This window comes from uncultured Microbacterium sp., from assembly GCF_963524805.1.
Classification (GTDB): Bacteria; Actinomycetota; Actinomycetes; order Actinomycetales; family Microbacteriaceae; genus Microbacterium.
Genome location: NZ_CAURGG010000001.1, coordinates 592877 through 606584, shown reverse-complemented (window position 1 = coordinate 606584; position 13708 = coordinate 592877). Strand labels below are relative to the sequence as shown.

At 68.1% G+C, this 13708-nt stretch carries 12 protein-coding genes; 10 read left to right on the top strand and 2 right to left on the bottom strand.

All coding sequences use genetic code 11. The features are described 5' to 3' along the window. Positions 1-47 precede the first annotated feature (47 nt). From RWQ91_RS02940 to RWQ91_RS02920, 5 genes are all read left to right on the top strand, one after another. Complete coding sequence (locus tag RWQ91_RS02940) at positions 48-575, top strand: TetR-like C-terminal domain-containing protein (protein WP_314502527.1); 528 nt, start codon at positions 48-50, stop codon at positions 573-575. Between the two features lie 213 nt (positions 576-788). Beyond that, entirely contained in the window at positions 789-2243 is a 1455-nt protein-coding gene (rpsA, locus tag RWQ91_RS02935) for a 30S ribosomal protein S1 (RefSeq protein ID WP_314502526.1), read from the top strand. A 107-nt stretch (positions 2244-2350) separates the two neighbouring features. Then, positions 2351-2911 carry a GIY-YIG nuclease family protein gene (locus tag RWQ91_RS02930; RefSeq protein ID WP_314502524.1) on the top strand — a complete coding sequence of 187 codons (561 nt, stop codon included), beginning with the start codon at positions 2351-2353 and terminating at the stop codon, positions 2909-2911. A gap of 49 nt (positions 2912-2960) precedes the next feature. Next, on the top strand, positions 2961-4604 hold the full coding sequence (locus RWQ91_RS02925) for an ATP-binding protein (protein WP_314502522.1): 1644 nt from the start codon (positions 2961-2963) through the stop codon (positions 4602-4604). Continuing rightward, the gene (locus RWQ91_RS02920; protein WP_314502521.1) at positions 4601-5782 is read left to right on the top strand and encodes a hypothetical protein; all 1182 of its coding nucleotides are present in this window, start codon (positions 4601-4603) and stop codon (positions 5780-5782) included. The genes RWQ91_RS02925 and RWQ91_RS02920 overlap by 4 nt, the downstream gene beginning before the upstream one ends. 13 nt (positions 5783-5795) lie before the next feature. On the opposite strand, the gene RWQ91_RS02915 is transcribed toward RWQ91_RS02920, so the two are convergent. After that, positions 5796-6542: a response regulator transcription factor gene (locus tag RWQ91_RS02915; RefSeq protein ID WP_314502520.1), complete on the bottom strand. Its 747-nt coding sequence runs from the start codon at positions 6540-6542 to the stop codon at positions 5796-5798. Between the two features lie 320 nt (positions 6543-6862). Here RWQ91_RS02915 and coaE point away from each other — a divergent pair, with 320 nt between their 5' ends. From coaE to uvrB, 3 genes are read left to right on the top strand one after another with little or no spacing between them, the layout of a single operon-like run. Next, positions 6863-7489 (top strand): dephospho-CoA kinase, encoded by a 627-nt coding sequence (gene coaE / locus RWQ91_RS02910; protein ID WP_314502519.1) that lies wholly within the window; start codon positions 6863-6865, stop codon positions 7487-7489. 28 nt (positions 7490-7517) lie between these two features. After that, positions 7518-8168 carry a hypothetical protein gene (locus tag RWQ91_RS02905; protein ID WP_314502518.1) on the top strand — a complete coding sequence of 217 codons (651 nt, stop codon included), beginning with the start codon at positions 7518-7520 and terminating at the stop codon, positions 8166-8168. A gap of 47 nt (positions 8169-8215) precedes the next feature. Next, positions 8216-10297, top strand: a complete 2082-nt coding sequence (gene uvrB, locus RWQ91_RS02900) for an excinuclease ABC subunit UvrB (protein WP_314502517.1) — start codon at positions 8216-8218, stop codon at positions 10295-10297. 16 nt (positions 10298-10313) lie between these two features. Here the strand turns inward: uvrB and RWQ91_RS02895 are convergent, their stop codons facing one another. Further along, on the bottom strand, positions 10314-10550 hold the full coding sequence (locus RWQ91_RS02895) for a hypothetical protein (protein WP_314502516.1): 237 nt from the start codon (positions 10548-10550) through the stop codon (positions 10314-10316). A gap of 42 nt (positions 10551-10592) precedes the next feature. Between RWQ91_RS02895 and RWQ91_RS02890 the strand changes: the two genes are divergently transcribed. Together RWQ91_RS02890 and RWQ91_RS02885 are read left to right on the top strand one after the other, a co-directional pair. Beyond that, positions 10593-11024, top strand: coding sequence for a MarR family transcriptional regulator (locus RWQ91_RS02890; RefSeq protein WP_314502515.1), 432 nt, complete (start codon positions 10593-10595; stop codon positions 11022-11024). Between the two features lie 200 nt (positions 11025-11224). Further along, positions 11225-13633 (top strand): 5'-nucleotidase C-terminal domain-containing protein, encoded by a 2409-nt coding sequence (locus tag RWQ91_RS02885; protein ID WP_314502514.1) that lies wholly within the window; start codon positions 11225-11227, stop codon positions 13631-13633. Positions 13634-13708: the final 75 nt, after the last annotated feature.

Here is a 13708-nt window from a genome sequence, read left to right as displayed (position 1 = left end):
GATAGCTTATGTCAATAGCCATGAGCCGCTGCTCCGAGGAGGACCGCATGCCGACGCCCGAACGCACGTCGCTCGTCGAGATCGTCGGCGCCGGGCGCCGGATCCTGGAAACGGGGGGTCCGGCCAAACTGACGATGCAGGCCGTCGCCGATCGCGTCGGTGTGCGAGCGCCGTCGCTGTACAAGCGAGTCCGCGACCGCGACGCCCTCTTGACGCTGGTGGCCGAAGCGTCCGCCGACGACCTGGCCGACCGATTGGAGGCCACGAACGGCTCGCTGAGTGATCTTGCGCGGACCTACCGGGACTTCGCCCACCGGCATCCCGAAGGCTTCCGCCTGATGTTCGCGGTCGACGGAGCCGCGCCGGCCATGGCGAGGGCGAGCATCCCCTTGATGCGATCGACCAGCGAGCTGGTCGGCGCAGATGATGCGCTGGATGCTGCGCGGCTGCTCACCGCCTGGGCGACCGGTTTCGTGAACATGGAGCTGTCGGGCTCCTTCCGCTTCGACGGCGATGTCGACCGAGCCTTCGAGTACGGCCTGGAGCGGCTCCTCGCCGGGCTGCGTTCCGACTGACGGCGCCGAGCGCCCTGCGCGGCCCGCAGCCGTCGGCGGCCGCGAAATAATGCGGCGCACCGAGGCGTTCTGATACTCTGAGATGTCACCCATGTGGCTTCATTGCCGTGCGCGCGTGACAATCGCAATTCACATCCAACCGCTGAAAGCATCGGGCATTCTCGTGCCCGGAGCCCACGCCCGACACCCAACCCAACAAGGACAACCCACTACATGACTATCGCAACGACCGCCCCGGCCACCAAGCAGGTCGCCATCAATGACATCGGATCTGCTGAGGACTTTCTGGCCGCGGTCGAACTGACCCTGAAGTTCTTCAACGACGGCGACCTCATCGAAGGAACCGTCGTGAAGATCGACCGCGACGAGGTCCTCCTCGACGTCGGATACAAGACCGAGGGTGTCATCCCCTCGCGCGAACTCTCCATCAAGCACGACGTCGACCCCAACGAGGTCGTCAAGGTCGGCGACCAGGTCGAGGCCCTCGTCCTCCAGAAGGAGGACAAGGAAGGCCGGCTCATCCTGTCCAAGAAGCGGGCTCAGTACGAGCGCGCCTGGGGTGACGTCGAGAAGATCAAGGAGACCGACGGTGTCGTCACCGGCTCCGTGATCGAGGTCGTCAAGGGTGGCCTCATCGTCGACATCGGCCTGCGTGGCTTCCTGCCCGCGTCGCTCATCGAGCTGCGCCGTGTCCGCGACCTCACGCCGTACCTCGGCCAGGAGATCGAGGCGAAGATCCTGGAGCTCGACAAGAACCGCAACAACGTGGTCCTGTCGCGCCGCGCGCTGCTCGAGCAGACGCAGTCCGAGTCGCGCACGTCGTTCCTGAACAACCTGCACAAGGGTCAGGTCCGCAAGGGCACGGTCTCCTCGATCGTCAACTTCGGCGCGTTCGTCGACCTGGGCGGCGTGGACGGCCTCGTGCACGTCTCCGAGCTGTCCTGGAAGCACATCGAGCACGCCTCCGAGGTCGTCGAGGTCGGTCAGGAAGTCACCGTCGAGATCCTCGAGGTCGACCTGGATCGCGAGCGCGTGTCGCTCTCGCTCAAGGCGACCCAGGAGGACCCGTGGCAGGTCTTCGCCCGCACGCACGCCATCGGCCAGGTCACCCCGGGCAAGGTCACGAAGCTCGTTCCGTTCGGTGCGTTCGTTCGCGTGGCGGACGGCATCGAGGGCCTCGTGCACATCTCGGAGCTCTCCGGCAAGCACGTCGAGCTCGCGGAGCAGGTCGTCTCGGTCGGCGAAGAGGTCTTCGTCAAGGTCATCGACATCGACCTGGAGCGCCGTCGCATCTCGCTGTCGCTCAAGCAGGCCAATGAGTCGGTCGACCCCAACGGCACCGAGTTCGACCCGGCCCTGTACGGCATGGTCACCGAGTACGACGAGAACGGGGAGTACAAGTACCCCGAGGGCTTCGACGTCGAGACCCAGGCGTGGAAGGAAGGCTCCGACGCCGAGCGCGAGAAGTGGGAGCAGGAGTACGCCGCTGCCCAGGCTCGCTGGGAGCAGCACAAGGCTGCCGTCGCGAAGGCGATCGAGGCCGAGGCGAACGCCCCGACCGAGACCAGCTCCGCGTCGAGCTCGTTCGCGTCCGACAGCTCCTCCGCCGGTACCCTTGCCGACGACGAGGCGCTCGCCGCGCTTCGCGAGAAGCTCTCGGGTCGCTGATCTGACACTGTCCTGACACTGTTCTGACAGAGCGAGAGGCCGTCACCTTCGGGTGGCGGCCTTTCGCCTGCTGCGGGGAGGTCGGTGCCGGCCCGTAGTATTCGCGGGTGCCTACCGATCGAGCGTGCCGAGCCGATGACGGATGCCGCGACGAGGTGCCCGCGGACGCCCCCCTGCCGCTCTGCGAGCGTCACCTGGCCGTCGCAGGAGAGTGGGCGGACCGCATGTTCGGCGTGACGGACGTTCTGCCCATGCCGTGCCGGCTGTGCGGATCCCGGACCGGCATCCGATATCCGACGGCGTGGGTGTGCGCGGTCTGCGAATGGCGCCATGGCGAGATCATCGACCATGAGCTGCCCCCGCCCCGCGTGGACGTCGTGTACTACGTGCGCTACGGCGACCGCGTGAAGATCGGCACGTCGGCGAACCCGCGCCAGCGGCTCGCGGCCATCTGGCATGACGAGCTTCTGGCCTTCGAACGCGGTGACCGCCGCCTCGAGCACCGCCGGCACGAGCAGTTCGCGCAGGAGCGGTTCGATCGCACGGAGTGGTTCCGCGTCTCGCCCCGGCTCCTCGCTCACATCGACGCCGTCCGTGCCGGCGACCTCGCGCCGTGGGACCTCCACGCCCGCTGGATCAGTGAGGCCGTCGCGCTGCAGGCGAGCTGACGCCGGGCCGAGAGGGGCGCCGGCGCGCGGCATCCATTAGCGTCACGGTATGGCCGCCGCAGAACCCACGCCGAATGTGCTGGTGGGCGACCGCACGCGGGCGCGGACGGCGACGCTGAATCAGCTGCTGCTGGGTTCGGTCGTCTTCGTGCTCGGCATCCTGATCGCGATCGGGCCGTTCCCCGGCGACGCCGTGATGCTGTTCGCCGGGGTCGTGGTGATCCTGGTGCTCACCGGCGCGACGCTGGTGATCCCGTGGAACCGCATGGCTTTCGGGTGGGTCGCGGTGGTTCCCGCGATCGACATCGTCGCGATCACCCTGATGCAGCTGGCGGCTCCGGGATCGGCCCTCGGTCTGCTGTGGATCTTCCCGACCATCTGGCTCGCCGCCGGGTTCGGTCTGCTGGGGCTCTCGGCGGTCATCGTCGCCGTCGCCGGGATCGTGGGCGTCCTGCTCGCAGTGAACCAGCAGTCGATCACCTACGCGACGGTGCTCATGCCGCTCGTCCTGATCGCCGTCGCGACCACGAGTCATCTGGCGGCCCGCCGCTCCGATGCGCAGCGCACGCTCCTGGCCAAGCAGGCCCAGTTGCTGAGGCAGGTGCTCGAACGCACCCGGCGCCAGGAGCAGGAGGTGACCGAAGTGCTGGATGCCGTCGATTTCGGCGTCATCCGCATCGCGCCCGACGGCACGGTCGCCGTGGCCAACGACGCGGACGGACGTCTGCATCCGGCGCTCGAGCGCGGATCCCCGGACGAGCTCCCGGCGTACCGCGATGACGGCATCACACCCCTCCCATCCGACGAGCTGCCCCTGCATCGCGCCCTTCGAGGCGAGGCGTTCGATGATCAGGTGGTGTGGTTCGGCAGGGAATCCGCCCCGCGGCGGGCCCTCAGCATCACCGCTCGCCGCCTCACCGACTCGTCGGGGCACGATGCCGGCGCCGTCGTCGTCTCGCGCGACGTGACCGCGGAGCTCACGGCGCTCCGGGCGCGCGACGAGCTCGTCGCCTCCGTGTCGCACGAACTGCGCACACCGCTGACGTCGATCCTCGGCTACCTCGACCTCGCGATCGAAGATCCCGCTCTGCCTGGTCACCTGCGCGCCGATCTGGACATCGCGGAGCGCAACGCCGAGCGACTGCTCGGAATCATCGGCGACATCCTGGCCGCGTCGAGCTCTTCGCGCTCGGTCCAGGCCTCCCTGACCCCGATCTCGATGGACGCACGTGAAATCGTGCGGACCTCGGTCGAGGCCCTCGCACCGCGCGCCGCGGGTCGGGCGATCACGATCGACACGACGGGACTGGAAGAGGCGACGATCTGGGCCGATCCGCTGCGGATCCGCCAGGTCGTCGACAATCTGCTCTCGAACGCGATCACCTACAACCGCGACGGAGGCACCGTCTTCCTCGGAACGACGAGCGATGGCATCTCGAGCTGGATCCTCGTTCGGGACACCGGTGTGGGGATGAACGAGGACGAGCGGGCGCAGCTCTTCCAGAGGTTCTACAAGGCGGGTCCGACGCGCCGCGCGGGGACGGGCCTGGGCCTGGCCATCAGCCGCGACATCGTCCGCGCGCACGGGGGAGAGCTCGGACTGCACAGCTCACCGGGCGTCGGCTCGACGTTCATCGTCAAACTGCCGGCATCCGCCGCGACCGCTCATTCCGCAGGACAGGACGCACCATGATGCTCGAGCTCGATCTGTTCAGCGTGCTGGTGGCGACCGCGGTGGTGGTGAACGTCAGCGGAGTCCTCTTCATCGTCGAGACGATGCTGCGGCGTGACGAGGGCGCGGGGCGCATCTGGGCCCTGGCGTTCCTCGGCGGCATGCTGACCACGCTCGCCTACATCATCTGGGTCCAGTCGCCCGAGGCGGCCTGGTGGGCGGTCGCGGTCGGCAACGCCGCGTTCGTCACCGGCACCGGATGCATGTGGCTGGGATGCCGGCGGTTCAACGGCCGTGCGATGGCCTGGTCGTCGGCCCTGGTCGCTGCGGCGGTCGCCGGGGCGGCGGCATCCGTCTTCATCGCCGGACCGGGCGGCGGCGACTGGGCGGGGGCGCTGTGGATGTTCATCCCACTGCTCGCGTTCGCCGGTGCCGGGGCGGTCGAGTGCCTGCGGGGCGAGCTGCGCGAGTCCCGCACGGCGTGGGTGCTCGCAGCCGTGCTCGCCTTCCAGTCGCTCTACTACGTGTCCCGCACGACCGCCTTCCTGACCTCCGGCCCCGACAGCGCTCTGTTCACGGAAGCCTTCGGCACGATCGCCACCAGTTTCGTGACGATCGTGCTGACGATCGTCGCCGTCGTGGTCACCTCCGTCCTGCGTGCGTCGCGCGCTCCGATGCGCGGTCATCTGAGCTCCTCTGCATCCGGCGGCTCGGGCGACGGCATCCTCGCCAGCGACGTCTTCGACAGCACGATGGCCGACCTGTGCGCTCGCGCGCAGAGGCGATCGGAACTCGTCGGCGTCATCGCCGTGCGCGTCGAAGATCTGGAGCAGATCTCCACCGCGTTCGGAAGCGAGGTCGCGCGCGCCATCACCGAGACCTGGCGCACGGGTGCTCGCCGGCACGCTCCCTCGAACTCGTTCGTCGCCGAGGACGGGCCGAGCGGTCTGCTGGTCGGCGTGCTCGTGGATACGCCCCGCGAAGCGCGCCGCCAGGCTGCCGTCATCTATCGCGGTCTGTTCGACGACTTCGGCATGGTGATGGGCTCGGGCGCCGTGATCCCCGTGGTCGGCGTCGGCGTGGCACTCAGCGACACTGTCGGCTACGACGCCGGGCGCCTCGCCGAGGTCGCTCGCGAAGCGGCCACACGCGCGGCCACGGACGTGGACACCTCGGTGCTGATCGCGGACGCCGAGTAGCGGCATCCCGGAGTCAGGCGGTCAGGCGATAGCCGACTCCCCGGACCGTCTCGATCCATCGTGGCTGCGAGGGGGACTCTCCGAGCTTGCGCCGGAGGTTCGCCACGTGCACCTCGATCGCACGGGCGTCGCTGTCGCTGACGTATTCGACCCCCGTGTACTGCTCGCCGCGCAGCATGAGGGCCAGATCCGACTTGGCTCGTACACGGCGGCCCGAGCCCAGCAGATCGGCCAGGATCTCGAACTCGCTGCGCGTCAGGTCCAGGTCCGCCCCGTCCACCGTGACGATACGGGTGGCGGGGTTCAGCCGCACACCCTGGTGCTCGAGCCACCCGGTCGAGGCGGGCTGGTCGACGGCTGAGGGCGTCGTCGGGACCGTTGCGATGTGCTGTCGGGGGCGGCGGAGCATCGCGTCGATCCGCGCACGCAGCTCGCGCGGGCGGAACGGCTTCGCGACGTAGTCGTCGGCGCCGGCCTCGAGGCCCTGGAGGGCGTCGATCTCCTCGGTGCGGGCGCTCAGCATGACGATGTACGTCGCGCTGATCGCGCGGATGCGCTTCGCCGTCTCGAAGCCGTCCATGCCGGGCATGTTGACATCGAGGGTCGTGACCAGCGGCTGATGAAGCCGCACGAGTTCGAGGCCGTCTTCGCCGTTCGCGGCGCCGTGAACGGTGAAACCGGCCTGAGCCAGGACGGCGGACAGCAGCGATCGGATGTCGGCTTCGTCCTCGACCACGACCGCGACGCGTTCTTCTTCCACCGTTGCACCTTCCGGCGCGACGGAGGGGATCGCCGGCGCCCGAACGTCGGTAAGGATATCCCAGAACGCGGTCTGGAATCTGCGGTCGGGCTCGCTCATGCCGCCCCGGGCGGGATGTGGGATGGCGATCGCCCCCACGATCGCCATCCCGCCGCACCGGAAGCAGAGCCTGCCATCGCACGTCCTTCCTCAGACGCCGTCCGAGGATCCGCTTTCATCGGGTTGATACGAATGTAGGTCGGGCCGCTCAAGCCCGGCTCAGGCCGGGCTCAGGACTGCCTGAGGTTCTCGCCGTCTCATGTCCGTGGCATCCTCGATGCATGCCACTCGTCGCACTCACCGGAGGCATCGCCTCGGGAAAGTCCACGATCGCGCGTCGACTCGCGGAGCACGGGGCGGTCGTGGTGGATGCCGATCGGGTCGTCCGTGACGTGCAGGGCCCGGGTTCACCGGTTCTGAAGGCGATCGCGGCGGAGTTCGGAGCGGACATGCTCGGCGCGGACGGGTCGCTCGATCGCGCGCGCCTCGGCGGTCGTGTGTTCGGCGACGCTGCCGCCGTGAAGCGGCTGAACGCGATCGTCCACCCCGCCGTCCGAGTCGAGTCTCAGCGCCGGTTCCACGACGCGTTCGCCGCGGACGCGGACGCCGTCGTCGTCTACGACGTCCCTCTCCTTGCCGAAGCCCGCCTCGAAGATCCGTGGGATCTGATCCTCGTCGCTCACGCTCCGGCCGACGTGCGGGCCGCGCGGCTGGTCTCGCTGCGCGGAATGAGCGATGCGGATGCGCGGGCACGCATCGCCTCGCAGGTCCCGGACGACGAGCGGCTGCGGATCGCCGACGTCGTGATCGACACCGACGGGCCACTCGAGAGAACCGTCGCGCAAACCGATGCCGTCTGGGGCAGCTTGCCCGAACTGATCCAGGCCAGAGCATCCCGGCGGACGTAAACTGGCCCCACCAGCGAGGGAGGGCGATGTGGGAATCTTCACGAAGTTCCGACGGCGGAAGAACCCCTACGCGGCCGCGAGCGAGGAAGAGCAGATCGCGCGGTACGTCTACCTGCTGAACACCCTGCCGGCAAGCGTGATCGAGAGCGCGCACGCGAGCGCGTTCGCGGACCTGTCGGCGTCGCAGCGCCGCGAGATGCTCGATCGACTGCGCCCGTTCATGTCGGATGCCGAGCGCACGGCATCCGAGGACGACCCCGGTCTGCTGGCCAAGCTCGTGCGTCGGGCCGAGGAGCGTCGCGCTGCCCGGGGGTCCGCGGAAACTCCGGATGCCGAGGCCGAGGCCTCCGTGCGGACGGCCACCGCGACCGCCGACCCGAACTATGTCGACCCCCGCGCCGTGATGATGCAGACGGGCGTCATGAGCCTGGTGGCCTATCAGTTCCTGCTGACCAGCTCGGTCTCGGCCTATTTCACGGTCGGCGCCGGCTCGCTCATGATCGGCGATCAGCCGGGCTGGGTCGGCGACACCTTCGACCCGGGGTCGGCGGGAGGCATCGACGCGTCCGGGTTCGGCGGCGGCTTCGACGGCGGCGGATACGACGGCGGCTCCTTCGGCGGCGGCTTCGACGGCGGGGGGTTCGGCGGCGGCTTCGACGGCGGAGGCGGCTTCGGCTGAGCGCGAACGCCGGCCTCGATGTCGGAGCCCCCGCCTAATCTGGAGGGATGCAGACGACACGATCCGTGCGACCGTTCGAGGTCGTCAGCGAGTACGTTCCCTCGGGTGATCAGCCCCAGGCGATCGCCGATCTCGCGGCTCGCATCAACGCGGGCGAGACCGACGTCGTGCTGCTCGGCGCCACCGGAACGGGCAAGTCGGCGACGACGGCGTGGCTCATCGAGCAGGTGCAGCGACCGACGCTCGTGCTCGCCCACAACAAGACGCTCGCCGCCCAGCTGGCCAACGAGTTCCGCGACCTCATGCCGCACAATGCGGTGGAGTACTTCGTCTCGTATTACGACTACTACCAGCCCGAGGCGTACGTGCCCCAGACCGACACCTTCATCGAGAAGGACTCCTCGGTCAACGCCGAGGTGGAGCGGCTGCGGCACTCGACGACGAACTCGCTGCTGAGCAGACGCGATGTGGTGGTGGTCTCCACCGTCTCGTGCATCTACGGTCTGGGCGCGCCCGAGGAGTATCTGCGGGCCATGGTCGCTCTGCAGGTCGGCGAGCGCTACGACCGCGATGCCCTCATCCGCAAGTTCATCGCGATGCAGTACAACCGCAATGACGTCGACTTCTCGCGCGGCAACTTCCGAGTCCGCGGCGACACGATCGAGATCATCCCCGTCTACGAGGAGTACGCGATCCGCATCGAGCTGTTCGGTGACGAGATCGAGGCGCTGTACATGCTGCATCCGCTCACCGGCGATGTCGTGCAGAAGCTGGACTCGGTTCCGATCTTCCCCGCATCGCACTACGTCGCCGGCACCGATACCGTGCAGCGGGCCATCGGAACGATCGAGGCCGAGCTGGAGGTGCGCCTGAAGGAGCTCGAGTCGCAGGGCAAGCTGCTCGAGGCGCAGCGCCTGCGCATGCGCACGTCGTTCGACCTCGAGATGCTGCAGCAGCTGGGCTTCTGCTCGGGCATCGAGAACTACTCGCGCCACCTCGACGGACGCGCGCCCGGTGAGGCGCCGCACTGCCTGCTGGACTTCTTCCCCGACGATTTCCTCGTGGTCATCGACGAGTCGCACGCGACGGTGCCGCAGATCGGCGCGATGTACGAGGGCGACGCGTCGCGCAAGCGCACGCTCGTCGAGCACGGCTTCCGCCTGCCGAGCGCGATGGACAACCGGCCGCTGCGCTGGGATGAGTTCAAAGACCGTGTCGGGCAGACGGTGTACCTTTCGGCCACGCCGGGGCGCTACGAGATGGGCATCGCCGACGGAGTGGTCGAGCAGATCATCCGTCCGACCGGACTGGTCGATCCGCAGATCATCGTCAAGCCCTCCAAGGGCCAGATCGACGACCTGCTCGAGGAGATCCGCGTCCGTGCCGAGCGCAACGAGCGCGTGCTCGTCACGACCCTGACCAAGAAGATGGCCGAGGAGCTCACCGACTTCCTCGGAGAGCACGGCGTTCGGGTGCGCTATCTGCACTCCGACGTCGACACGCTCCGGCGCGTCGAACTGCTGACCGAGCTTCGAGCGGGTGTCTACGACGTGCTGGTGGGCATCAACCTGCTGCGCGAGGGGCTCGACCTGCCCGAAGTGTCGCTGGTCGCGATCCTCGACGCCGACAAGGAGGGGTTCTTGCGCTCGGGCACCTCGCTCATCCAGACCATCGGGCGAGCCGCCCGCAACGTGTCCGGCGAAGTGCACATGTACGCCGACACGATCACCGACTCCATGAAGGCCGCGATCGGCGAGACCGATCGGCGGCGCGAGAAGCAGGTGGCCTACAACCTCGAGAACGGCATCGATCCCACGCCGCTGCGCAAGCGCATCGCAGACATCACCGACGTGCTCGCCCGCGAGGGCGCCGACACGGCGGCGATGATGTCGAAGCGGGATGCCGCGAAGCTCAAGTCGGGGAAGGGAAAGTCCCCGACGCCCCGGCTTCGTCGCGAGGGCATCGCGGCCGAAGGGGCCGAGCAGCTCGAGTCGACGATCCTCGACCTGTCCAACCAGATGCTGGCCGCCGCGGGGGAGCTCAAGTTCGAGCTCGCCGCCCGGCTGCGCGACGAGGTGCAGGACATGAAGAAGGAGCTGCGCGCCATGGAGCGCGCCGGGCACGCCTAGCGAGAAGAGTCCGGCGTCAGGGGCAGTGCATGAGGGGCTTCGGCCCCGATCGGTCGAAAGTGTGCGCGGTCATCGGCGCACCGCACAGCGGGCACGCCCGTTCCGCCCGCTCGGCGACCGTCGGCGGGGGAGTCGTCTCATAGGGGCCGACCGCCGCCGGACCGGCCAGCCGGATGAGCCTCGTGTTGATCCATGCGTACCAGCCGCCGGCCTCGCGCACGCGCTCGCGGAGAGGCATCCTGTTCTCGGTCATGTGATTAGTGTACTAAATATTCGTGCAGGTATGATCGATCGCATGACCGATGACATCCTGGCCCTTGAGAACCAGCTCTGCTTCGCCGTGGTCACCGCGGCGCGCAACGTCGTCGCCGTCTACCGGCCGGTGCTCGAGCCGCTCGGTCTGACCCACCCCCAGTACCTGGTCATGCTCGCCCTCTGGGAGCGATCGCCGCGATCCCTGGGAGAGCTCGCGGGCGAGCTCGCCATGGAGCCCGCGACGCTCTCGCCGCTGGTCAAGAGGCTGGAGGCGCAGGGGCGCGTGGTGCGGACGCGCCGACCGACCGACGAGAGGGTGCTGGACATCTCGCTCACCGAGGAGGGGGTCGCGCTCCGGCAGGACGCGCTGAAGGTCCCGGGGCTCGTCATGCAGCGCGTCGGAATGGATGCCGCCGAGATCGGCGACCTGCGCACTGCACTCGTGCGCTTCGCAGGTCGGATGCCGGACTGAGTTCCAGGGCGCAGCGGACTCGGTGTCGGTTTCATTGCGGAGGCGTGAACTCTGCGCCAACCCCTTGGCATACTCACGGCGGGCTCATAGGCTCGATCGCAGTGCGACGCAATTCCCCCGATGCGGTAGCCGAACCGGCGGCCGCGACCTCGAGCACTGCATCGCCGTTCCCCCATCGGTCCGATCACAGAGGATGCTTCATGCGATCTCGGTCAGCAACACCCCCCACCCGTCGCCGGCTCGCTCTCGGCGCCGCCGCAATCGTCATCGCGCTCGGCGCCGGCGCCGTGGCCGCCCCGGCGGCGCAGGCCGCGCCCACGCAGATCCAGATCATCGCCACGAACGACTTCCACGGTCGGATTCTTGCGGACGGCGCGAACGCGGCCGGCGCGGCGGTGCTCTCCGGTGCGGTCAAGCAGCTTCGCGCGGCGAATCCGAACACCGTGTTCGCCGCTGCCGGCGACCTGATCGGCGCCTCGACCTTCGAGTCCTTCATCCAGTCGGACAAGCCGACGATCGACGCCCTCAACGAAGCGGGCCTCGAAGTGTCCGCGGTCGGCAACCACGAGCTCGACCAGGGCTATGACGACCTCGTCAACCGCGTCATGGCACCGTACGACGCGGTCACGAATCCCTATGGAGGTGCGCAATGGGAGTACATCGCCGCGAACCTCAAGCTCAAGGGGACACCACAGCCGGCTGTCGCGCCCAGCTGGATCAAGGAGTTCGGCGACGTGAAGGTCGGGTTCGTGGGTGCAGTGACCGAGGAACTGCCTGCCCTCGTGAGTCCTGCGGGAATCGCCGAGCTGGACGTCGCCGGTATCGTTCAGTCCGTCAACGCGGAAGCGGCCGCTCTGGTCGCCGGTGGCGCCGATCTGGTCGTGATGCTGGTGCACGAAGGCGCGCCTTCGACGACCTGCGAAACCATGGACGATTCGGGCGCCTGGGCCGACATCATCAACAACGTCTCGCCTGATGTGGATGCGATCGTCTCCGGGCACACGCATCTCGCGTACAACTGCTCGTTCCCCGTCGCGCAGTGGGCGACTGAGGGTCGTGCCGTGACCGACCGCCCGGTCGTGTCGGCGGGTCAGTACGGGACGAATCTCAACCAGCTCCTCTTCACCGTCGACGGGGCAACCGGCGTGGTGTCGGCGAAGTCGCAGGGCATCCTGCCGCTCACCACGGGAATCTACCCCCCGGACGCCGGCGTCGCTGAGATCGTGCAGAAGGCCAAAGACGACGCCGAAGTCCTCGGAGCGGTCCCGCTGGGCGAGATCGGCGGTGCGTTCAACCGCGCTCAGATCCCCGTGATCGACCCTGCAACCGGCGTGGCCACGATCAACCGCGGCGGCGAATCGACTCTCGGCAACCTTGTCGCAGAAGTCCAACAGTGGGCGACAGAGGCGCCGGAGTCGGGGGCGGCACAGATCGCGTTCATGAATCCTGGTGGCCTGCGTGACGACATGCGGGGCGTGGACGACGGCGACGGAAGCTATCCGCGCACGCTGACGTATCGGCAGGCCGCCAATGTGCAGCCGTTCGCGAACACGCTCGTCAATCTGCAGCTCACGGGCGCGCAGATCAAGACGGTGCTCGAGCAGCAGTGGCAGCGGGACGCGCTCAACCGCGTTCCCACCCGCCCGTTCCTGCGCCTCGGCGCTTCCGAGGGATTCGAGTACACGTACACGCAGGTACCGGTCACGGAGTCCCCGCTGGACAACCCGGCGACGCCGAACGTGGATGAGTCGCTGACGTCGTACACCGCGCCGCGGGGAACCGTGACAGGCATGTGGCTGAACGACGTTCCGATCGACCTTGCGGCGACCTACTCCGTAAGCGTGAACGCCTTCCTCGCCTCTGGCGGGGACAACTTCAGGGAATTCGCCAACGGATCGAACCGCCGCGACACCGGCAAGGTTGATCTGCAGGCGATGGTCGACTACATGGACACGTTCGCGTCCTCGGAACCGCTGCCGGTCGATTACTCGCAGCGCGCGGTGGAGGTGAGCTTCCCCGGCGGAGCTCCGGCATCGTACGAGCTGGGATCGACCGTCGCGTTCTCCGTGAAGTCATGGACGATGTCGACTCCGGAAGACGTGAAGGACGCCGAGCTCGTCGTCTCGCTCGGTGGTCAGACGCTCGGCAGCTTCGCGGTCGACAACACCATCGGAACCGCGATCTACGACGACTACGGCACCGCCTCCGTCTCGGTGGTGCTGCCGGCGGACGCCCCGGTCGGCGCGACCGAACTGATCCTCACGGGTGCGGCGACCGGAACCACGGTCACGGTGCCGATCACGACCTTCGATCGCGCCGACAGCACGATCACGGGCAGCATCAACAAGGCCACGGTGAACAAGAAGCAGCCGGTGCAGTACACGGTTCGCGTCAGTGCCGAGGGCGGCGTCCCGGTCACCGGTGAGGTCAAGATCTACGACGGCACCAAGGTCGTCGCGACCGAGACGCTCGCGGCCGATGACGAAGGCCGAGTCAAGGTGAAGCTCTCCGGCCTCACGAGCGGGGTGCACCAGCTGAGCGCGTCCTACTCGGGCAGCGACACCGTCCGCCCGTCGCAGAGCGACACAGTGCAGGTCACCGTCAAGTAGTCCGGACGCAACGAGGTATGCCGCGGGTGCTCGTGCCCGCGGCATCCCTCGTTCTGGCCTACCACGGCGTGCGCT